At 72.8% G+C, this 20,334-nt stretch carries 22 protein-coding genes and 4 tRNA genes; 15 read left to right on the top strand and 11 right to left on the bottom strand.

Annotation, left to right across the window (positions count from 1 at the left end; translation table 11 throughout):
* Nucleotides 1–4: 4 nt before the first annotated feature.
* From AB0O36_RS07635 to AB0O36_RS07610, 6 genes are all read right to left on the bottom strand, one after another.
* A complete protein-coding gene (locus AB0O36_RS07635; protein WP_365105543.1) occupies nucleotides 5–1,096 on the bottom strand; it encodes a ThiF family adenylyltransferase in 1,092 nt (363 codons plus the stop codon).
* Entirely contained in the window at nucleotides 1,089–3,080 is a 1,992-nt protein-coding gene (locus AB0O36_RS07630) for a radical SAM protein (RefSeq protein WP_365105540.1), read from the bottom strand. The genes AB0O36_RS07635 and AB0O36_RS07630 overlap by 8 nt, the downstream gene beginning before the upstream one ends.
* Nucleotides 3,077–3,859 carry a hypothetical protein gene (locus tag AB0O36_RS07625; protein ID WP_365105537.1) on the bottom strand — a complete coding sequence of 261 codons (783 nt, stop codon included), beginning with the start codon at nucleotides 3,857–3,859 and terminating at the stop codon, nucleotides 3,077–3,079. The genes AB0O36_RS07630 and AB0O36_RS07625 overlap by 4 nt, the downstream gene beginning before the upstream one ends.
* Before the next feature lie 75 nt (nucleotides 3,860–3,934).
* Nucleotides 3,935–5,401: an ABC transporter substrate-binding protein gene (locus AB0O36_RS07620; protein WP_365105534.1), complete on the bottom strand. Its 1,467-nt coding sequence runs from the start codon at nucleotides 5,399–5,401 to the stop codon at nucleotides 3,935–3,937.
* A 90-nt stretch (nucleotides 5,402–5,491) separates the two neighbouring features.
* Nucleotides 5,492–5,629 (bottom strand): hypothetical protein, encoded by a 138-nt coding sequence (locus AB0O36_RS07615; RefSeq protein WP_365105531.1) that lies wholly within the window; start codon nucleotides 5,627–5,629, stop codon nucleotides 5,492–5,494.
* Nucleotides 5,630–5,824: 195 nt separating this feature from the next.
* On the bottom strand, nucleotides 5,825–6,967 hold the full coding sequence (locus AB0O36_RS07610; RefSeq protein WP_365105528.1) for a helix-turn-helix transcriptional regulator: 1,143 nt from the start codon (nucleotides 6,965–6,967) through the stop codon (nucleotides 5,825–5,827).
* Nucleotides 6,968–7,352: 385 nt separating this feature from the next.
* Between AB0O36_RS07610 and AB0O36_RS07605 the strand changes: the two genes are divergently transcribed.
* Complete coding sequence (locus tag AB0O36_RS07605) at nucleotides 7,353–7,562, top strand: hypothetical protein (RefSeq protein ID WP_365105525.1); 210 nt, start codon at nucleotides 7,353–7,355, stop codon at nucleotides 7,560–7,562.
* Between the two features lie 60 nt (nucleotides 7,563–7,622).
* Here the strand turns inward: AB0O36_RS07605 and AB0O36_RS07600 are convergent, their stop codons facing one another.
* Nucleotides 7,623–8,111 (bottom strand): YajQ family cyclic di-GMP-binding protein, encoded by a 489-nt coding sequence (locus AB0O36_RS07600; protein ID WP_365105522.1) that lies wholly within the window; start codon nucleotides 8,109–8,111, stop codon nucleotides 7,623–7,625.
* A 214-nt stretch (nucleotides 8,112–8,325) separates the two neighbouring features.
* Here AB0O36_RS07600 and AB0O36_RS07595 point away from each other — a divergent pair.
* Together AB0O36_RS07595 and AB0O36_RS07590 are read left to right on the top strand one after the other, a co-directional pair.
* Nucleotides 8,326–8,407 (top strand) — tRNA-Tyr (locus AB0O36_RS07595).
* 139 nt (nucleotides 8,408–8,546) lie between these two features.
* Entirely contained in the window at nucleotides 8,547–8,981 is a 435-nt protein-coding gene (locus AB0O36_RS07590; protein ID WP_365105519.1) for a DUF3574 domain-containing protein, read from the top strand.
* 64 nt (nucleotides 8,982–9,045) lie between these two features.
* Here AB0O36_RS07590 and AB0O36_RS07585 read toward each other — a convergent pair whose 3' ends face one another.
* Both AB0O36_RS07585 and AB0O36_RS07580 read right to left on the bottom strand, forming a co-directional pair.
* Nucleotides 9,046–9,702 (bottom strand): SDR family oxidoreductase, encoded by a 657-nt coding sequence (locus AB0O36_RS07585; protein WP_365105516.1) that lies wholly within the window; start codon nucleotides 9,700–9,702, stop codon nucleotides 9,046–9,048.
* A gap of 43 nt (nucleotides 9,703–9,745) precedes the next feature.
* Nucleotides 9,746–10,996: an amidohydrolase family protein gene (locus tag AB0O36_RS07580; protein WP_365105513.1), complete on the bottom strand. Its 1,251-nt coding sequence runs from the start codon at nucleotides 10,994–10,996 to the stop codon at nucleotides 9,746–9,748.
* A 258-nt stretch (nucleotides 10,997–11,254) separates the two neighbouring features.
* On the opposite strand from AB0O36_RS07580, the gene AB0O36_RS07575 reads away from it, so the two are divergent.
* The 10 genes from AB0O36_RS07575 (at nucleotide 11,255) to AB0O36_RS07530 (ending at nucleotide 16,987) form a co-directional block, all read left to right on the top strand.
* Nucleotides 11,255–11,327, top strand: a tRNA-Thr gene (locus AB0O36_RS07575).
* A 48-nt stretch (nucleotides 11,328–11,375) separates the two neighbouring features.
* Nucleotides 11,376–11,448 (top strand) — tRNA-Met (locus AB0O36_RS07570).
* Nucleotides 11,449–11,536: 88 nt separating this feature from the next.
* Entirely contained in the window at nucleotides 11,537–11,701 is a 165-nt protein-coding gene (gene rpmG, locus AB0O36_RS07565; protein ID WP_003956487.1) for a 50S ribosomal protein L33, read from the top strand.
* A 102-nt stretch (nucleotides 11,702–11,803) separates the two neighbouring features.
* The gene (locus tag AB0O36_RS07560) at nucleotides 11,804–12,262 is read left to right on the top strand and encodes a MaoC family dehydratase N-terminal domain-containing protein (protein WP_365105510.1); all 459 of its coding nucleotides are present in this window, start codon (nucleotides 11,804–11,806) and stop codon (nucleotides 12,260–12,262) included.
* A 1-nt stretch (nucleotide 12,263) separates the two neighbouring features.
* Entirely contained in the window at nucleotides 12,264–12,692 is a 429-nt protein-coding gene (locus AB0O36_RS07555) for a MaoC family dehydratase (protein WP_365105508.1), read from the top strand.
* 92 nt (nucleotides 12,693–12,784) lie between these two features.
* Nucleotides 12,785–13,375, top strand: a complete 591-nt coding sequence (locus tag AB0O36_RS07550) for a helix-turn-helix domain-containing protein (RefSeq protein WP_365105506.1) — start codon at nucleotides 12,785–12,787, stop codon at nucleotides 13,373–13,375.
* Nucleotides 13,376–13,471: 96 nt separating this feature from the next.
* Nucleotides 13,472–14,941, top strand: coding sequence for an MFS transporter (locus AB0O36_RS07545; RefSeq protein ID WP_365105503.1), 1,470 nt, complete (start codon nucleotides 13,472–13,474; stop codon nucleotides 14,939–14,941).
* A gap of 88 nt (nucleotides 14,942–15,029) precedes the next feature.
* Entirely contained in the window at nucleotides 15,030–15,443 is a 414-nt protein-coding gene (locus tag AB0O36_RS07540) for a DUF3291 domain-containing protein (protein WP_365105500.1), read from the top strand.
* Nucleotides 15,444–15,508: 65 nt separating this feature from the next.
* Nucleotides 15,509–16,564, top strand: a complete 1,056-nt coding sequence (locus AB0O36_RS07535; RefSeq protein ID WP_365105497.1) for a UDP-N-acetylmuramate dehydrogenase — start codon at nucleotides 15,509–15,511, stop codon at nucleotides 16,562–16,564.
* Nucleotides 16,565–16,567: 3 nt separating this feature from the next.
* On the top strand, nucleotides 16,568–16,987 hold the full coding sequence (locus tag AB0O36_RS07530) for a hypothetical protein (protein ID WP_365105494.1): 420 nt from the start codon (nucleotides 16,568–16,570) through the stop codon (nucleotides 16,985–16,987).
* A gap of 36 nt (nucleotides 16,988–17,023) precedes the next feature.
* On the opposite strand, the gene AB0O36_RS07525 is transcribed toward AB0O36_RS07530, so the two are convergent.
* Both AB0O36_RS07525 and AB0O36_RS07520 read right to left on the bottom strand, forming a co-directional pair.
* The gene (locus tag AB0O36_RS07525; RefSeq protein ID WP_365105492.1) at nucleotides 17,024–18,043 is read right to left on the bottom strand and encodes an adenosine deaminase; all 1,020 of its coding nucleotides are present in this window, start codon (nucleotides 18,041–18,043) and stop codon (nucleotides 17,024–17,026) included.
* Between the two features lie 199 nt (nucleotides 18,044–18,242).
* Nucleotides 18,243–19,469 carry a pyridoxal phosphate-dependent aminotransferase gene (locus tag AB0O36_RS07520; RefSeq protein ID WP_365105489.1) on the bottom strand — a complete coding sequence of 409 codons (1,227 nt, stop codon included), beginning with the start codon at nucleotides 19,467–19,469 and terminating at the stop codon, nucleotides 18,243–18,245.
* A 336-nt stretch (nucleotides 19,470–19,805) separates the two neighbouring features.
* Between AB0O36_RS07520 and AB0O36_RS07515 the strand changes: the two genes are divergently transcribed.
* Nucleotides 19,806–19,878, top strand: a tRNA-Trp gene (locus AB0O36_RS07515).
* Between the two features lie 105 nt (nucleotides 19,879–19,983).
* The gene (secE, locus tag AB0O36_RS07510) at nucleotides 19,984–20,265 is read left to right on the top strand and encodes a preprotein translocase subunit SecE (RefSeq protein WP_365106142.1); all 282 of its coding nucleotides are present in this window, start codon (nucleotides 19,984–19,986) and stop codon (nucleotides 20,263–20,265) included.
* Nucleotides 20,266–20,334 lie beyond the last annotated feature (69 nt).

Genomic DNA, 20,334 nt, shown 5'->3' with positions numbered 1-20,334 from the left:
GTCCTCAGCAATCGGTGGAGCGGGAGATGGGGTGTTCGGCGTGCCGGCACCAGGATCGGACGGGGTCCGTACGCGTCGTAAGGCCGGTGTCGAAGGCCAGTTGCCCGCGGACGCCCACCGTGGGGGCCTCCCCGGAGGCCAGCCAGCGCAGGCAGTCGTGGGCGAGGAGCGCGGCGACGGCCGAGTTCGACGGACCGAAGGAGTGCGGGGTGGGGGTCGCACCCGTGTCCTCCAGCCGGAGTTCGTCGGCGCTGCATCGGGCGCGCCGGGCCGCCTCGAAGCAGTTCAGGCAGTGCCCGCGGGCCGGGTCGAGCAGCGGACCCCAGTAGCCGCTGTCCAGACCCACGGCGGCCGAGGTCATCGCGGTGCCGTGCGCGGCGGCCCAACTCCAGCACAGCGCGGCGATGTCGGCGGGCGTGTCCGCGCAGAGGACCAGCAGGTCGAGCCCGTCCGGCAGTACGTCGAGGTCGGCGGGCGTGCCGACGCGCCGGGCCAGCCCGGTGATCCGGACGTCCGGCGCGAGGCCGCGCAGCCGGGCCGCCGCGGCCATGACCTTGGGCACCCCGACGTCGTCGAGGCCGAAGAGGTGCTGGCGGTTGAGGTTGTGGGTCTCCACCCGGTCCGGGTCGAGCAGCCAGAGCCCGCGCACCCCGGCGGCGACGAACTCGCGGGCCGCGAGCGCGCCGATACCGCCGACCCCGATCACGGCCACCCGCGCCGCGTCCAGACGCCGCTGCATCCGCAGCGGATCCGGGCCGAACAGCTCCAGGTAGCCGAGCTGTCGCTGGTGCGGGAGCCCGTCGTGGAGGGCGGGGTCGGGCGCGGGTCCGGTGCCGATCCAGCCCAGCCCGGCGAGTTCGCCCACCAGCCGTCCCAGCGCGGTGTCCGCGGGCGGGCGGGCCACGCCCTCCCGGAGCCGCCCCAGGGCGCCGGACAGCCACGCCTCGGGGCCGCGGACCCGCAGCGCCTGCCGGCCCCGGCTGAACAGCACGCCACCGGACACGGGCAGTGCGTCGACGGTCATGGCGAGCCGTACGAGGCCGGTGCCGGTGCCGGTGCCGGTGGCCGGGGTGGCCGGTCGCGTCACCTCACCCACGGCCGGCCTCCGAGAGCAGTCCCGACCGCCCCAGATTGGACAGGAGCAGGTCGGCGACCCGCTCGCCGTGTACGGAGGCCAGCTCGCGGCGGGTGAACGGCCGGCCGTCGAGGAGGTGCGTGAGCCGGGCGCGGGCGGCCGGCGGGAGCGTGATCCGCTCCTTGGTGCGCAGGTTGACCGCGCGCAGCGGCCCGGCGGTGCCGTGCCCGCCCTCCGCGTCGGCCACGCTGCCGTCCGCGCCGGCCACGTAGAGGTCGAACTCCTCGACGGGGATCCGCAGCACGGCGTCCCGGGCGGCCGGGACCGCGTGCACCGGGCCGTGGGCGGCGACGGTGGCGTCGGCGGCGCCGTTGATCCGGTCGGCGAAGGCGAAGTACCTGCGGTGGACTTCGGCGCGCTGCTCCGGGGTCATGGCCGGATCGGTGTTGGGCAGGTGGTTGAGGGCGTACTGGGACTGCCAGTTGCCCTCCTGGGGCTCGGTGACCACCAGGCCGAACGCCTCCGGGTCCCGGCCGACCCGGGAGGACCGGGTGGCCTCGAACGGGAAGACCGACACGGACTGGATGCAGTGGGCCAGCTCCTCGACGTCCGCGAGGGCCTGGAGCGCCTCCTCGTAGGTGGTGGACGGCAGGTCCGGGATCAGGTTGATGACCAGCCTGACCCCCGCCGCGTGGGCCTCCTTCAGGAACCGCAGGTTCTCCTCGCGGTCCGCGGACTTGTGCACCAGCTTGAGCACGCGCGTGATGGTGGTCTCCATTCCGACCACCAGGAACTCGCATCCGGACTCGGCCATCTGCGCCAGCAGTTCGCGGTCGAAGCGGCGGTCGACCATCACGAAGGAGGACCAGGTGATGTCCAGCCCGCGTTCGATCAGGAGCGCGCTCATCCGGCGGGCGAAGGCGGGAGGGATCGACTCGGTGACGAAGCTGAAGCGGCGGGTGCCGTGCTCCTTCGACAGGTGTTCCAGCTCGTCCACGAACCGGTCGGGGTGCCGGCCGCGGAACGGCGCCGAACCGTCGTACAGCTCCACGAAGTCGCAGTAGTCGCACTTGCCCCAGTAGCAGCCGCGGGCCTGGGTGACGCCGAGCACCGGGTCGGACAGCCGGGCCATCGCCTCGGCCGGGAACACCGGCACCGGCAGCGTGTTGAGGTTGGGGCCCGGCGCGGGGTCCTTGGTGTGCGGAGTGCCGTCCGGGAGCAGGCAGGACGCGCCGGCCACCAGCTCCGGCTCCCACCGGCCCGACTCCGCCTGCCGGGACAGGGCGAGCAGCGGGAACTCCCCGTCGAACCGGACGACGGCATCCACCTCCGGGAAGGCCCGCAGCAGAGCCTCCAGTTCGGGCAGCAGCATCAGGCTCAGCGCGGGGCCGCCCAGCACCACCCGCAGGTCAGGCCGCACGGCCTTCAGGCGCAGCGACAGCAGCAGCGCGGGCACCAGCTGGGGACCCATCGGCACCGATATGCCGACCAGCGTGGTCCGCTCCGGCACCACCGGACCGGCCCCGGTTCCGGCCCGGGCCCCGGCGTCGGAACCAGCCCCGGCTCCGGCCCCCGTCCCGCTCAGGCAGCGGTCGTAGAACCGGCCGAAGATCCCGGACCCGGCGCGCTCCACGGCCGCCCGGCCCAGGGTCGCCCCGTCCGGGTCGATCCGGAAGGGCACCGCCAGGGTCTCCACGATCCGCCCCGTGTACTGCCCGGCCCCGAACAGGTGCCGGCCGTCACCGGCGAGCAGCCGTCCCGGCCGGCGCAGCGCCCAGCGGGCCGCCGAGGCGGTGTAGGAGTCCCCGGGTACGCCGGGCACCCGGCCGGCCGCGAGCGGTTCCAGCTCCGTGGGGGAGAGCAGGAACTCGGCGAAGTCCTCGTTCATGTCGCGCTGCCACACCTCCATGCCGCGGTCGCGCAGGAAGCCGGCGAGGACCGCGGTGGAGGGGTAGAAGCTGCCGAAGTTGGACTCGACCAGCGGCGGGAAGACCAGTCCGATCACCGGTGGCCTTCCCACCGGGCCTCGTGCGGACGGCCCAGCAGGTGCTGACCGATGCTGACCGTGTACCGGCCGGTGCCCTCTCCCGAGAACGGCTCGACCCAGTGCCAGCACTCCTCGCGCACCGGGATCATGGAGAAGGTGTTGAACAGCGGGTCCACCAGCTCGTCGGTGCCCGCCTCGTTGCGGAAGCCCAGGCGCGCGCCGTTACCCGGCCGGTAGGCCGCGTCCAGGTAGAAGTTGACCGCCATCAGCCGGCCCGGGAAGAGGTCCTGGTGGCGGCGGATGCGGTCACCCGCCCGGTACGCCGCCAGCTCCACCGAGGTCCGCGGCTCCAGCGGGATCCCGGTGCCCGCCGAGACGAAGTCCCGCAGGGTGTCGGTGAGGACGCAGAAGGCGAGGAACTGCTCGATGGTCTTGCGGTGTTCCGCCGCGACGCTGCCGTTCTGCAGGGCCTCGCCGAGCGGCCGGGCGACGAAGTGGCACGCCGCCCGGTGCGGGTGCTCCGCCCACTCCGCCTCCGGGATCTCCGCGCTGTCCCGGGAGCCGGTGTACACCGTGGCGCACCGGGACCACACCGGCAGCGAGCGCATCGCGGAGTCCATGGCCGCGGCCCACTCCGGCCGCAGGAAGTCGCGCAGGACGAACGGGCGGCCGGGCTCCGCGGTGTACCACTCGCGCATCTCCTGCCACACGGCCGGGGTCAGATGGCGCTCGTCGATGAACCGGCGGGCCTGTGCGAGAGAGCCTTCGGGCATGGCCGGAGCGGCGGAAACAGTCATGTCGGCTTCGCAATCTGGTCGATGCGTCCGCGAACGGACGCCGGTGCGTGGAGGAGTGCGCCGTGCGCGGCGCGGTCAGCGGTGCACGGCCACCGCGCCGAGGCCGAGCGGCGGGATGATCCCGCTCGCCGTCATCCCGGCCGCCCGCACCCTCGGATCCGCCAGGTAGTGGGCGCGGACCCGGAGCAGCGGCACCCGGGGGAGGAGGGAGAGCCACCGGTCCTCCGCCGCCAGCCAGGCGGCGGCCTCCGCACCCTCGGTGGTCCGGCACGCCTCGCCGAACAGCCGGTCGAAGACGGGATCGGAGAACCCGGTGGTCCGGCTGTAGGTCCCGCCCGCGGCCCACGGCCCCAGGAGTGCCGCCGGGTGCGGGAAGTCGGCTGTGGTCAGCGTGTACAGGAGGGCGTGGTCGCCGGTCAGCGCGGCCCGTACGTAGGCGGCGTAGGACAGCGCGAGCGGGCGGACGTCCAGCCCGAAGACCTCCCGGAGCCGCGCGCAGACGTCCGCCACCACGCTGCCGTTGGGCACGAAGTCGGCGTGGGCCACCTCGATGGGCCCGGCCCCCGCGTACGCGGCCCGCACGGCCCGGACCGCCGCGGGACCGGGACCGGATATGGACCCGGACCCGACCCCGGACCCGACCCCGGATCCGGGCGGTCGGCGGGGACCCTCCGGTGCGGCCGGAAGGTCCCCGCCGAGCAGGGCGGCGACCGGAGCGGGGGCCGCTTCGAGGAGCCCCCGGGTACCGGCCGCCAGGGCCTCCCGGTCCAGTGCCGCCGCCACGGCCGCCCGCAGCTCCGGGTCCCGGCGCACCGCCGGCACCCGCCGTCCGAACTCCAGGCTGGCGAAGACCGACACGGGCGCGCTGACCAGAGCCGGATCGCCGGCGTACCGCTCGGTGTCCGCGAGGTCGAAGCCGGTCGTGGGGGTGGCCTGCACCCGTCCGGCGCGGAAGGCCGCCACGGCGTCGGCCAGACCGGCCACCACGGGGAACTCCAGCCGTTCGGGCAGCGCCCCGGCCCCGGCGGCGTGGGGGTGCCGTCGGAACCGCGGGCCCCCGTCGGGGCCGGTCCCGTCCGGGGCGTACGGACCCAGCACGGCCCCGGACCCCGGCCGCAGCGGCGCGAACTGGGGGAGGGTCAGCAAGGCCGGCAGGAAGCCGGCCGCCTCGCGCAGGTGCACCTCGACCCGGCCGTCGGGCAGCTCCCTGGCAGCCGTGTCGCCCTCGGCCAGGAACCGGCCCGTCTGCCGGTCCCGTACGGCGGCGTCGCGGATGCCCGCGACCAGGTCCGCGGCCCGCAGCGGAGTGCCGTCCGACCAGCGCAGCCGCTCGTCGGGACACAGCCGCCAGCGCCGGCCGCCGTCGACGGGTTCGAGTCCGTGCGCGGCGTGGGGCACCGGCCGCACGGCGCCGGGCGCCTCGCGGTAGGGGGTGGCCAGCACGGCTTCCGCGACGAGGCGGGCGTTGTAGTCGACCGGGCGGCGGGGGTCGTCGCCGAGCGGTACGGCGTCCAGCGCGAGGGCGAGGGCGTCAGGGGCCATGGATCCGTCCTCCAGCGGCGCCCGCCGCCGTTCGCGCCGCCCCGGTGGAGCAGCCCGAACGGCGGACGGACGGCGTCTGCTTCGGTGCTGCTACGAGCGGTGCTTGACGGCGAGCAGGTCGTTCAGGGTCTCGCGGTCGAACTCCAGCTCCTCCGCCAGCACCTCCTCGGCAACCTCGACGGTCTGCGCGGCCTGGGCCTCGACGGTCTCGGCGAGCTGCTGCGACATGGGTCCACTCCTTCCGGATCCGGGGACGGGAACATCGGCCGGGGAGCGGAATCTTCCTTCCGCTCCGCGGCCGGCGCTGCTCACTCTGCCCCTGACCTGTGGCCCGAACCAGACGTCCGCGCTGGCCCGAACCGGCCCTGACCCGAAACGTCCGACCCGGCCGTCAAGATCCGAAAGGTGCTGCCCAGGCCGTGTCTAGGCCACCTCGGTCGAACCCGCGTCCCGCTCCGGCAGCCACCCCTGGGTGGCCGCCAGCGCACCCGCCTGGAAGCGGCTGCGCGCCCCCAGACGCTCCATCAGGGCACTGGCCAGCCGACGGGCGGTACGCGAGGACACGCCCAGCCGCTTGGCGATGGCCTCGTCGGTGAGTCCCTCCGCCAGCAGCCACAGCACCATGCGCTCCTGCCCGGTCAGCGCCTGCGCGTGCCCCCGGGGCTTCGGCGCCTCCCCGAGCGGGACGGCCTCCTGCCACACCTGGTCGAAGAGCGCGCACAGCGCGGCGAGCACCCCGGCGCCGGACAGGATCGTGGCCCCCGCCGAGGAGTCCTCCGGGTCCACCGGCACCACGGCCAGCTTCCGGTCCACGATGATCATGCGGGTGGGGAGCGAGGGCACGGTCCGCACCTGGGCGCCGCGCTCGGTCAGCCAGGCCGCGTGCGCCACGGTCGGCGGGCTGTTGCGGATGCTGTCCAGGTACACCGTGCGCATTCGCACACCGCGGTCCAGGACCTGCTGGTTCAGCGGCTGCGCGGCCGTCCGGTTCGCCTCGGTCTGTGCCCCGTCCGGCGCGAACGACAGCACTTCCTCCCGCACGTCCCTGGTGATTTCCGCCAGCCGCAGCCGTACGGTCTCCACGCCGATCAGCACCTCGGCCGCGCGGTGCTCCTCGTACGGGCGCATCCGGTGGTACTCGGCGGCCAGCCGCGAGGCGAGCGCCTGGGTCTCCGCCAGCCGCTGCTGCTGGGCGGCGAGCTCGGCCCGCTGCCGGGCGAGCAGCGCGTCCATGCCCGCCTCCGGGTTCACCACGTGCACCCCGCCCGGGTTGTGGGTCGAGGTGCGGAGCAGGGCCAGGGCGCTCAGCCGGTCGCGGGCACGGCGTATTCGCTCCGGATCCCGCTCCAGCCGCAGGGCCAGGTCGGCCACACCGTCGTGCGGGTGCAGCAGCATCGCCCGGTACACGTCCTGCGCGTCCTGGTCGAGTTCGAGCGCGGACCGGCCGCCGCCGGGCTCCACGGGTAGTCCGGGGGGCTCCTCCGGGCACGGCGGCGTCGTCCCGGTCTCCTCGGGTGCCCGCTCGGAGTGGTCGCTCCTGCGGGTCTCGGCCACGTCTCCTGGCACGCGTCTCAGCCCCCTTGCCGTCCGGACAGGTCACGGCCGGGTCGGCCTGGCGCACGCGTGCCCGTTGGTCGAGGCGGCGTTCGCTGATGTGATTCGCCCGGGGTCCCCCAGTAAGGAGTCAGCATCATGTCACGTCCGGCCTGTTCCGGTCCCGGCCGGAAAAGGCCACCGTCACGGCCTGTCCGCCGGCCGCCGCCGCCCGGCACAGTCTTCCGGGTGCTCCCGGTGCCCCCCACCGCCGGGGGCCCCGTCCGGTGCACCGGCCGTCCGGGACGACTTGGGACATGACCCTTTGTGGCCAGCCCTTTCCTCTTCTCCTGGGGCCCCCACCGGCCGAGACTCCTGTCCAGTGCCGATGCTCGGCCCTCCCGGAAAGGCTCTGCCAGTGACACGCGTGATCAACCGCCACTCCGCCCGCCGTGCGCTCGCCACCGCGACCCTCCTGCTGGCAGCCACCGGGGCCGCCCTGGTTTCCCCCGCGGCGGCCTCCGAGGCCCCGGACACCGCCCGGCAGACGCAGCAGACCCGGCAGGCCGACCAGGGGCAGCGGGGCCACGTCCAGCACGAGTCCAAGCAGGACCTCGGCTGGCAGTAGCCCGAGGGGCGGCCGGGCCCGAGGGCCGGCCGCCCGTCACAGGCGCGAAGCGGGAGCAGGTCAGCGGTAGTTCACGAACTGGATCGCGAAGTCCAGGTCCTTGCCCTTGAGCAGCTGCTGGACGGCCTGCAGGTCGTCCCGGCTCTTGGAGCTGACGCGCAGCTCTTCACCCTGCACCTGGGCCTTGACGCCCTTGGGGCCCTCGTCGCGGATCATCTTCGCGACCTTCTTGGCGTTCTCCTGGGAGATGCCTTCCTCGATCGTCGCGAAGATCTTGTACTCCTTGCCGGACAGCTGCGGCTCGCCGGCGTCCAGCGCCTTCAGCGAGATGCCGCGCTTGACCAGCTTGGTCTCGAAGACGTCGAGGACGGCCTTGACCCGGTCCTCGGAGTTCGCCTCCATGAGGATCTTGTCGCCGGACCAGGCGATGGAGGCGCCGGTGCCCTTGAAGTCGTAGCGCTGCGAGAGCTCCTTGGCGGCCTGGTTGAGGGCGTTGTCGACCTCCTGCCGCTCGACCTTCGAGACGATGTCGAAACTGGAGTCGGCCATGTGCTGTGGCTCCTTGAAGTCGGCTGCAATGTGCTCACGGGGGCGCGGACGGCAGTGCCGGACCCGCTCCGCAAAGCCTAGGGGGTCCCCTCCCCGCGGCGTCCGTCCCCGGCACTGATCAATCCGGTGGCGAAGCACCCCCGAGCATCGGGTATCGTTTACGTCGTTGCCGGAGAACACCGCAGAAAAGCGGGAAACGAAGGCGACATCCCATGGCGGTGTGCCCGAGTGGCCAATGGGAGCGGACTGTAAATCCGTCGGCTTAGCCTACCCAGGTTCGAATCCTGGCGCCGCCACGCGATGTGAGACCCCCGTACACCTGCGGAAACGCAGTGGACGGGGGTCTTCTCGCATGCCGGTACTTCCCGCACGCCCGGACGGACGCACTTCCGCGGCACTTCCGCATCATCGCCGGAACCGGGTCGTTGACCACGCGTGAAATGGACTTCTGAGGCGCGAGGCGCCGTCGGTACCGGGGTGCTCGCCGCCCTGATCGCAGCCGGAGTGCCGGCCCTGGTCGGCGCACTGGACCCGGCCGAGACCCGGCCGTACACCGAGACCCGGCTCTACTTCGGGACGCAGCGGACCGGCGGCGGAGAGATCGGGAAGGCGGAGTTCATGCGCTTCCTCGACCGCGAGGTCACCCCGGCCTTCCCCGAGGGGCTCACCCTCCAGGAGGGGTACGGGCAGTGGCGGGGCGAGGACGGCAAGATCGTGCGCGAGTCCTCCTACGAGCTGATCCTCCTGTACCCGGAGAAGAGCGCCGAGGAGCGCGACCGGAGCATCGAACGGATCCGCACCGCCTACGAGGACCAGTTCCAGCAGGACTCCGTCGGCCGCTCCGACGACCACGTGTCCGTCGACTTCTGACCCTCGCAGGCCCCCCCCGGAGGGCGTACGGGCCGGACCTGACGGATTCCCGGAGCCACCGGGGTCAGTTGCCGGCCACGTCCTTCACCGCGACGTCCACCGGCGTGCCCCCCGAGACCAGTTCCAGCGTCAGGCCGGCCGTCGCCGGGGTCTCGATCAGCTCGGCCAGCACCGCCGCCACATCGTCGCGCGGCACCGGGCCGCGGCCGGTGGACGCCTCCAGGCGGACCCGGCCGGTGCCCGGATCATCCGTCAGCATCCCCGGGCGCAGGACCGTCCACTCCAGCCCCAGCCGGGTCCGGACGTGGTCGTCCGCCGCACCCTTGGCGCGCAGGTACGCGTCGAACACCTCGGCACCCGGATGGTCCGTGTGCGCACCCATCGCGGAGACCATCAGGAAGCGGCGCACCCGCGCCCGTTCGGCCGCGTCCGCGAACAGCACCGCCGCACCCCGGTCCACCGTGTCCTTGCGCGCGGCCCCGCTGCCCGGACCGGCTCCCGCCGCGAACACCACGGCGTCCGCACCCTGCAGGACCGCGGCCACCCGTTCCAGGGAGGCCGACTCCAGGTCGCAGAGCACCGGTTCGGCACCCGCCTCCCTCAGATCGCCGCCTTGGGCCGGGTCGCGGATGATGCCCGCGACCTCGTACCCGCGCGCCGACAGCAACCGCTCCAGCCGCAGCGCGATCCGACCGTGTCCACCCGCGATGACGATGCGCATGCCCCGACCGTACGACGAGCGGCCCGCCACCGCCCGGGAACACTCAGGGGCCCGGCTCCATACGGCCCTGCCGGGGGAGGTCCAGGGCCGCCGCCACCGCCGAGTCGCAGTACTCCCGCACCGCACTGGTACGCGCCACCACCCGGCCCCGGTGGATCACGATCCGGCTGTACGCCAGCGACAGGACCCCCGCGATCCCGTCCCCGCGCACGGCGAGCAGCTCCGCCGGGAACCCCGCCTCCACCCGGATCTCCGGCAGCCCCATCGCCGACCGGGCCGCCGCGCTGACCGTCTCGTAGGCGTCCGCGGGCCGCAGCCCGCCCTGCGAGGAGAGCAGGAACGCCGCTTCGAGCGGGTCCCCGCGGCCCACCGGATTGGCGGCGTCCCGCAGCGCCCCGCTGCCGGCCGCCACCCGCACCCCGGCCGCCCGCAGCAGCCGTACCGGCGCGCCGCGCGGGCCGCGCCGCTCCAGGGCCGCACAGTCGCCCTGCGGAAGACAGGTGACCCGCACCCCGGCCGCCGCCAGCTGGTCCGCCGCGCGCGTCGCCACGTCCAGCGGAAGCCGGGACATCCCGCCGCAGGGGCCGATGGTGACCCCCGGGCGCAGCCCGCCCGCCATGGCCGCCAGCCGGGCCAGCCGGGCCGGATCGTCCCCGTCGGTGTGCAGGTCCACCGGGCAGCCGTGCTCGGCCGCCAGCTCCAGCACCGCCTCGATGAATCCGGTCGGGTCCGGATCCAGGTCCGGGCAGCCGCCCACCACCGCCGCGCCCATCTTCACCGCGTCCCGGAGCATCGCGAGGCCGTCCGCGCCGGCCACGCCGGTCAGCAGCCGGGGCATGGCCACGGCCGTGAGGTCGGTCAGGCCGCGCAGCGAGCGGCGCGCCTGGAGCACCGCCTCCATCGGCGCCAGCCCGTGCACGTCGCCGATCCGCACGTGCGAGCGGACCGCGGTCGCGCCGTGGCCGAGCTGCAGCAGAGCCGCCTCGGTGGCGCGGCGCTGCACCTCGTCGGCACCGCAGCCGGCCGGACCCTGCCCGTCGGCGGTCAGCGCGGTGTCCCCGTGGGCGTGCGGTTCCGCGGGCGCGGGCAGCAGCAGGAAGCCGCTGAGGTCGACCCGGGACGGAGTGGGGGCGGGCAGGCTCCCCGCGGTGCCCACCGCCTGGATCCGCCCGCCGCTGAGCCGGACGTCGACGGTGCGGCCGTCGGTGAGCCTGGCCCCCGAGAGCAGCAGGGAGGTCGGCTCGGCGGCCGATCCGTGCGCGGAGCCGTGTCCGTGTGGGTGGCTGTCGGGCATCGCGCTCCTGCGGTGGCTCGGGCGGTTCCTGGGCCACGGCCCAAGATCACGCAGCGTGGTCAGAGCCTAGGGCGCCGTGCTGCGCCCATCACGGAAGAGGCGAATAGTCGTACCGGTGTTGCGCCCCCGCCGGAGCGGCGACGACGGGCCCGGGACCCCCGCTTGAGCGCCGACGACGGGCCCGGGAGCCCCGCCGGAGCGCCCGCGCGCAAAGGATTTGGGCGATCGGCAGGAGGCCGTGTAATGTCTTCCCTGCTCGCCCCAATAGCTCAGTCGGTAGAGCGTCTCCATGGTAAGGAGAAGGTCTGCGGTTCGATTCCGCATTGGGGCTCTGGTGGGAGAAGTTCCTCGTCTTCGGTCGAGGAACCGATCACATCAAAGCGGCGTAGCTCAGTCGGTAGAGCAAGCGGCTCATAATCGCTGTGTCACCGGTTCAAGTCCGGTCGCCGCTACACCCAGTAGCCGATTGTGGGGTCGGTCTCCCGATCGGCTACTCTTTTATGCGTTCATCCGTCCATCCGTCCGTCAAGGAGCACTCACGTGGCTGCCACCGACGTCCGCCCGAAGATCACGCTGGCCTGCGTGGAGTGCAAGGAGCGGAACTACATCACCAAGAAGAACCGGCGCAACAACCCGGACCGTCTTGAGATGAAGAAGCACTGCCCGCGCTGCAACTCGCACACCGCGCACCGCGAGACCCGCTGACACTAGCGAGTCTCCGCACACAGGCACAGGCACGAGGTCGTCCCCTTTCCAGGGGGGCGGCCTCGTGTCGTTTCCGCAGTTTCTACCAGGAGGTAGCGATCCATGGCGCTCGACCAGTCCTTCGTGGGGCGGACCTATCCGCCCACCGATCCGTACGAGGTCGGCAGGGAGAAGATCCGCGAATTCGCGGAGGCCGTGGGTGACGCCAACCCCGCCTACACCGATCTCGAAGCCGCCAAGGAACTCGGCCATTCCGATGTGATCGCCCCGCCGACCTTTGTGTTCACGATCACATTCAAGGCCGCCGGTCTGGTCATCCAGGACCCGCAGCTGGGCCTGAACTACGACCGGGTGGTGCACGGCGACCAGAAGTTCGCCTACACCCGTCCGGTCCGGGCCGGTGACCGGCTGACCGTGACCTCGACCATCGAGGCGATCAAGTCCCTCGCGGGCAACGACATCCTGGACATCCGCGGCGAGGTCCACGACGCGACCGGCGAGCACGTGGTGACGGCCTGGACCAAGCTCGTGTCCCGCGCCGCAGACGCAGAGGAGGCGTGAGATGACCGCGAAGATCGGTTACGCGGACGTCGAGGTCGGCACGGAGCTGCCGGCCCGGACCTTCCCGGTGACCCGCGCCGCCCTCGTCCGGTACGCGGGCGCCTCCGGCGACTTCAACCCGATCCACTGGAACGAGAAGTTCGCCAAGGAGGTGGGACTGCCGGACGTGATCGCGCACGGCATGTTCACCATGGCCGAGGCGATCCGGGTGGTCACCGACTGGGCCGGCGACCCGGGCGCGGTCGTCGAGTACGGCGTCCGCTTCACCAAGCCGGTGGTGGTCCCGAACGACGACGCCGGCGCGGTCGTCGAGGTCAGCGGCAAGGTCGCGGCCCTGCTGGACGGCAACCGGGTCCGAGTCGACCTGACGGCCACCAGCGCCGGGCAGAAGGTGCTGGGCATGTCCCGGGCCGTCGTGCAGCTCGCCTGAGAGCCGCCGCATCCGGGTCCGAGGCGCCCCCGTTCCCGGGGGCGCCTCTTTGCCCCTTGACTAAGTTAGTGATTGCGCACTAACTTAGTCGCATGGTCAGGATGAGTGCAGAAGAGCGGCGCGAGAGCGTCATCCGTGCCGCCGTGCAGGAGTTCGCGCAGGGCGGCTATCACGGCACGTCCACCGAGGCGATCGCCAAGCGGGTGGGGGTCTCGCAGCCGTACCTCTTCCGTCTCTTCCCCGGCAAGCAGGCCATCTTCCTGGCCGCGGCGACCCGCTGCCTGGAGAGCACCCGCCAGGTCTTCGCCGAGGCGTCCGACGGACTGCACGGCGAGGAGGCGCTCGACGCCATGGGCGAGGCGTACATGAGGCTGATCGCCGAGGATCCGGCGATGCTGCAGATGCAGCTCCAGATGTACGTCACCGTGGCCGCGGCCGAGGCTGCCGGTGACCACGAGCTCGGGGAGCTCGTGCGGGCCGGCTGGCTGGAGCTGTGGGACACCGTACGGATCCCGCTCGGCGGGGACGCCCGGCGGGTCACGGAGTTCATGGCGAAGGGCATGCTCATCAACACCCTGTCGGCCATGGGCTTCCCCGCCGACCACCGGATCTGGGACGGGTTCGCGGACGGGGTCGGCGATGCGGCCGGTTCGGCCGGCCCGGCCGGCTGCCGGCCGCAGTGAGCGCGGGTCCGCGTGGGGCCGTGTTCCCTGTCCGCGAAAGTTAGTCAGCAATAACTAACTAGAAATCTGGCGCAACCACACACATCAGGGGGAATCGTGAACGTTCAGCAGGACGACCGGCGGGCCACCCGGCTCGGCGCCCGAGCGGTCTGGGCCCTGGTCCTGACCGGCGCCGCCGGCTTCATGGCCGCCCTCGACAACCTCGTCGTCACCACCGCCCTCCCCGCCATCAGGGCGGACCTGGGCGGAAAGCTCGAAGACCTCGAATGGACGGTGAACGCCTACACGCTCACCTTCGCGGTCCTGCTCATGTTCGGCGCCGCCCTCGGCGACCGCTTCGGCCGCCGCCGCCTCTTCATCGCCGGCCTCGCGGTCTTCACCGGAGCCTCCGCCGCGGCCGCCCTCGCCTCCGGCATCGACGGGCTCATCGCCGCCCGCGCCGTCCAGGGGGTCGGCGCCGCGATCATGATGCCGCTCACCCTCACCCTGCTCACGGCCGCCGTCCCGGCCGCCCGCCGCGGCATGGCCCTGGGCATCTACGGAGCCGTCAGCGGCGTGGCCGTCGCCGCCGGCCCGCTCATCGGCGGCAGCCTCACCGAGCACATCTCCTGGCAGTGGATCTTCTGGATCAACGTCCCGCTCGGCCTCCTGCTGATCCCCCTGGCCCGGCTCCGGCTGACCGAGTCCACCGCCCCCGGCGCCCGCCTGGACCTCCCCGGCACCCTCCTCATCAGCGGCGGCCTCTTCGGCATCGTCTACGGCCTGGTCAACGCCAACGCCCACGGCTGGACCAGCGCCCGGGTGCTCACCGCCCTGATCGCCGGCACCGCCCTCGTCGGCGGGTTCGTCCACCACGGCTTCCACAACAAGCGCCCCATGCTCCCCATGCGGCTCTTCCGCGACCGCGGGTTCTTCGGCATCAACATCGCGAGCCTGCTGATGTACCTCGGCATGTTCGGCTCGATCTTCCTGCTCAGCCAGTTCCTCCAGGGCGTCTCCGGCTACTCGCCCACCGAGGCCGGCCTGCGCATGCTGCCCTGGACCGCGATGCCCATGGTCGTCGCCCCGCTCGCCGGCATCCTCGCCGACCGGATCGGCGGCCGCCCGGTCGTCGCCGCCGGACTGGCCTTCCAGGCGGCCGGCCTCGCCTGGTTCGCGGTGATCCTCGACCCCGGGGTGTCCTACGCCGCCCAGCTCCCGGCGCTCATCCTCAGCGGCATCGGCATGGCCCTGTACTTCGCCCCCGCCGCCCACGTGCTGATGTCCACCGTCGGCCCCGCCGACCAGGGCATGGCCTCCGGCGCCAACAACGCCCTCCGCGAGGTCGGCGGAGCCCTCGGCGTGGCGGTCCTGGCCTCGGTCTTCTCCGCTCAGGGCGGTTACGAGTCGCCCGCGGCCTTCACCGACGGCACCGTGCCCGCCCTGTGGATCGGCGCCGCCGCCGTCACGGTGGCCGCCCTGCTCGCCCTGCTCGTGCCGGGCCGGCGGCGGACCGCACCGGTGCCGGCCGGCGAGGGAGTCGGCGAGCAGCCCGCTGCCCCGGTGAAGGTTCCCGCCGCACGCTGACCCGAAGCCGCGCCACCCGTCCGTCCGAGCGCCACACGCCGAGCACCAAGCGCCGAGCACCACACGCCGAGTACGAAGGAGACCGGCCATGCCCGACATCCCGTGGATGACCCCCACCGCACCCGACTCGCCCGACACCGAGGTCTACGTCATGGCCTCCCGCTTCGAGACCCGGACCCTGCCCGGCGCCCTCCGCTTCTTCCTCAAGGCCCCCGGCATCATCGGCCAGATCCGCAAGGCCCCCGGTGCCCACGGCGCCGCCCTCCGCGCCCGCGTCCCGCGCCGTACCTTCCTCACCCTGTCCGCCTGGCAGGACCGCGACGCCCTCCACCGCTTCGCCGCCGCCGAGCCGCACCGTTCCAGCGCCCGCGCCGCCGCCGCGCACATGAAGGAGTCGGCCTTCACCTTCTGGACCGCGAAGGCGTCCGACCTGCCCATCACCTGGGCGGAGGCCGAACGCCGCCTCGCCGCCGAGCAGCAGCGCCAGGGCGGCCGGCCCTGACCGCCGCGACGTACGGTCCGTGGCCCCGCCGGGAAGCCGGAGCCGCGGACCGTACTCTTGTGCTCGTGCAGGAAATCCACCACGCCCCCCTCGCCCCCCTGACCACCTTCCGCCTGGGCGGCCCGGCCGCCCGCCTGGTGACCGCGACCACCGACGCCGAGGTCGTCGCCGCCGTCCGTGCCGCGGACGAGAGCGGCACGCCGCTGCTGGTCATCGGCGGCGGCAGCAACCTGGTCATCGGCGACGAGGGCTTCGACGGAACCGCCCTGCGCATCGCCACCACCGGCTTCCACCTCGACGGCGCCGCCCTGGAACTCGCCGCCGGCGAGAACTGGAGCGAAGCCGTCGCCCGTACCGTCGAGGCCGGCCTCGCGGGTATCGAGTGCCTCGCCGGAATCCCCGGCTCCGCAGGCGCCACCCCGATCCAGAACGTCGGCGCGTACGGCCAGGAGGTCGCCGACACCATCACCGAGGTCGTCGCCTACGACCGCACCACCGGCGAGACCGTCACCCTCGACCACGCCGCGTGCGGCTTCTCGTACCGGCACAGCACCTTCAAGGACCAGCCGCACCGGTACGTCGTCCTGCGCGTCCGCTTCCGGCTGGAGGACGCCGACGGCCTGTCCGCACCGGTCAAGTACCCCGAGACCGCCCGCGCCCTCGGCGTCGAGGCCGGCGACCGGGTCCCGGCCGCCACCGCCCGCGAGACCGTCCTGCGGCTGCGCGCCGGCAAGGGCATGGTCCTCGACCCCACCGACCACGACACCTGGTCCGCCGGGTCCTTCTTCACCAACCCGATCCTCTCCCCAGAGGCGTACGAGGCGTTCCTCGTCCGCGTCCGGGAGCGGCTCGGCGACGGCACGGTCCCGCCGGCCTTCCCCGCCGGCGAAGGCCGGACGAAGACCAGCGCGGCCTGGCTGATCGACAAGGCCGGCTTCACCAAGGGCTACGGCACCGGCCCGGCCCGGATCTCCACCAAGCACACCCTCGCCCTCACCAACCGCGGCGGCGCCACCACCGAGGACCTGCTCGCACTCGCCCGCGAGGTCGTCGCCGGCGTGCACGCCGCGTTCGGCGTCACCCTGGTCAACGAGCCGGTGACGGTCGGCGTCAGCATCTGAGCGATGCACTGTCCCCTGCACGGGGCCGGCACGGACCCCACCCGGCTGGTGGGCCGCGCGATCCGCAGAATCGTCGCGTCCTGGCACATCACCGATGACGGCGAGCGGTCCGAGGCCCCCCTCGACATCTGGCTCATCGACAGCGAGGGAGAGTCCACCCTCATCACCACCGGCTCCGACTGGTGCCTGATCGTGGAGTCGGCCGAGCCCGACGAGCCGTACGACATGGGGGAGTGGGGCAGCGTCGTGGTGGGCGAGGACCTCGGCGACCACCCCTTCCTCCGGCACCTCGGCGACACCGTCGCCACGGTCGCCGAATTCGCCGACCCCGTCGGGGGCAGGACCCTGCTGGAGATCGGCTTCGCCGACGGCGACCGGGTGCGCGCCGACTGCTGGCAGGGCGACCTGCGCCTCACCCGCTGAGCCGCGCCACGGCCGGTGTACCGGACCCGTCGGCCCTCAGGACGTGAGCCAGTGGTCGATGCCGGCCAGCAGCTTGGCCTGCACCTCCTCCGGAGCGGCCGAGCCCCGTACCGACTGCCGTGCCAGTTCCGCCAGTTCGGTGTCCGTGAACCCGTGGTGCCGGCGGGCGATCTCGTACTGAGCGGCCAGCCGCGAGCCGAACAGCAGCGGGTCGTCGGCGCCCAGCGCCATCGGCACCCCGGCATCGAAGAGGGTGCGCAGCGGGACGTCCTCGGGCCGCTCGTAGACGCCCAGGGCGACATTGGACGCGGGACAGACCTCGCAGGTGATCTGCCGGTCCGCCAGCCGCTTGAGCAGCCGCGGGTCCTCCGCCGCCCGTACGCCGTGGCCGACGCGCGCCGCGTGCAGGTCGTCCAGGCAGTCCCGGACCGAGGCCGGGCCGGTCAGCTCCCCGCCGTGCGGGGCCGCCAGCAGGCCGCCCTCCCGGGCGATGGCGAAGGCCCGGTCGAAATCGCGGGCCATGCCCCGCCGCTCGTCGTTGGAGAGGCCGAAGCCGACCACGCCGCGGTCGGCGTACCGCACCGCGAGCCGGGCCAGGGTGCGGGCGTCCAGCGGATGCTTCATCCGGTTGGCGGCGATCAGCACCCGCATCCCGAGACCGGTCTCCCGGGACGCGGAGTCCACCGCGTCCAGGATGATCTCGACGGCCGGGATCAGCCCGCCGAGGTGCGGCGCGTACGAGGTGGGGTCGACCTGGATCTCCAGCCAGCCGCTGCCGTCCCGGACGTCCTCCTCGGCGGCCTCGCGGACCAGGCGACGGATGTCCTCCGGCGCCCGCAGGCAGGACCGGGCGGCGTCGTAGAGCCGCTGGAAGCGGAACCAGCCGCGTTCGTCCGTGGCCCGCAGCTTGGGCGGCTCACCGGCGGTCAGCGCGTCCGGGAGCCGTACGCCGTACTTGTCGGCGAGCTCCAGCAGCGTCGAGGGCCGCATGGATCCGGTGAAGTGCAGGTGGAGATGGGCTTTCGGCAGAAGCGTGAGATCGCGTACGTGCTCCATCCGGTGATCCTGCCGCATCCTCACCCGTTCGGCAGCCCGATTCCCTGAACGGGAGCTTGCCCGAACGCGAATACGAGGGGCGCGCGGGGCGCACGGGACCGCTCGGAGGCGTCCGGAGCGCTCGGGGGCGCGTGGAACGCCGGAGCGGCGCCACCCCGGCCAGGGGTGACGCCGCTCCGGTTTCGCCGTGCGCCGTCGCTCAGGCCTTGGCCTCGGCGAGCAGCTTCTGGATCCGGGACACGCCCTCGACCAGGTCCTGGTCGCCCAGGGCGTAGGACAGGCGCAGGTAGCCGGGGGTGCCGAAGGCCTCGCCCGGGACGACCGCGACCTCGGCCTCGTCGAGGATCAGGGAGGCCAGCTCGGCGGAGGTCTGCGGGCGCTTGCCGCGGATCTCCTTGCCCAGCAGCTCCTTGACCGACGGGTACGCGTAGAACGCGCCCTCGGGGGTCGGGCAGAACACGCCGTCGATCTCGTTGAGCATCTTCACCATGGTCTGGCGGCGGCGGTCGAAGGCCTTCCGCATCTCCGCGACCGCGTCCAGGTCACCCGAGACCGCCGCGATGGCGGCCACCTGGGCCACGTTGGAGACGTTGGAGGTGGCGTGCGACTGCAGGTTGGTCGCGGCCTTGATGACGTCCTGCGGGCCGATGACCCACCCGACGCGCCAGCCGGTCATCGCGTACGTCTTCGCGACGCCGTTGACGATGATGCACTTGTCGGCGAGGGCGGGCACCAGCACCGGCAGCGAGGTGAACTTCGCGTCGCCGTAGACCAGGTGCTCGTAGATCTCGTCGGTGAGGACCCACAGGCCGTGCTCGGCGGCCCACTCGCCGATCGCCTTCGCGTCCTCCTCGCTGTAGACCGCACCGGTCGGGTTCGAGGGGGAGACGAACAGGACGACCTTGGTGCGCTCGGTGCGCGCGGCCTCCAGCTGCTCGACGGAGACCCGGTAGCCGGTGGTCTCGTCGGCCACGACCTCGACCGGGACGCCGCCCGCGAGGCGGATGGACTCCGGGTAGGTGGTCCAGTACGGGGCCGGGACGATGACCTCGTCACCCGGGTCCAGGATCGCCGCGAAGGCGTTGTAGATCGCCTGCTTGCCGCCGTTGGTGACCAGCACCTGGGAGGGGTCGACCCGGTAGCCCGAGTCGCGCAGCGTCTTCTCCGCGATGGCCTTCTTGAGCTCCGGCAGACCGCCGGCCGGCGTGTAGCGGTGGAACTTCGGGTCGCGGCAGGCCTCGACCGCGGCCTCGACGATGTAGTCCGGGGTCGGGAAGTCGGGCTCGCCCGCGCCGAAGCCGATCACCGGGCGCCCGGCGGCCTTGAGGGCCTTGGCCTTGGCGTCGACGGCGAGGGTGGCGGACTCGGAGATGGCGCCGATGCGGGCCGAAACCCGGCGCTCGGAGGAAGGCGTTGCAGAGGTCATGGTCCCAATCGTCCCAGACGGCAAACGGCCGCGGCACCCTGTTCCAGAGAGCGGACTGATTGCTTCAGGGGCGGCCTTGCGGCGGCGATACGGCGGCCGTGCGACGGCGTTCCGGCGCCGTCGCGGCGGCCTTGTGACGGCCCGCCGGGGGAGTTCCGGCCTCCTTCCGGCCCTGCTCCGGGAGCGCTCCGGACACGCTCCGCAGCCGTAAGGGATCAATGTCGTTCGACGTCGGGCGCCGGAACACGTACACTCACCTGTCGTTGGCCCTCAGCAAGCGCCGAGATCGCGTGCACACCGTGCATCCGCTCGGATGCTGTAGGTTGGGGGACGCAAAGGGTCGTAGCTCAATTGGTAGAGCACTGGTCTCCAAAACCAGCGGTTGGGGGTTCGAGTCCCTCCGGCCCTGCTCCACACTCCCTCGCCGGACGTGTGCGCAGGTACGTACTTCGATGCACCGCCGTGCGGCTCAACCGGGCGCGGCACGGCCATGACCCGGATTCAGGTGAGAGACGTGACGGACGCCCTGGGCTCCATCGACATGCCTGACGCCGAGGACGAGACCCGCGAGAAGAAGGCCCGCAAGGGCGGCAAGCGCGGAAAGAAGGGCCCCCTGGGCCGTCTCGCGCTTTTCTACCGCCAGGTCGTGGCGGAGCTCCGCAAGGTCGTGTGGCCGACCCGCAACCAGCTGACGACGTACACCACCGTGGTGATTGTCTTCGTGCTCATCATGATCGGTCTGGTGACCGTGATTGACTATGGGTTCCAGGAAGCCATCAAGTTCGTCTTCGGCTGATCCCCGCGGAGGGCGGCGCCTTGATGGGTGCCGCCCGTTTTCGCATGTTCCACCCAATTTTGTATCCAG

Origin of the sequence: Streptomyces sp. NPDC089799 (assembly GCF_040684755.1) — a bacterium.
Lineage (GTDB): Bacteria > Actinomycetota > Actinomycetes > Streptomycetales > Streptomycetaceae > Streptomyces.
The sequence above is the reverse complement of the archived record's forward strand: the minus strand, read 5'-3'. Positions and strand labels throughout refer to the sequence as shown.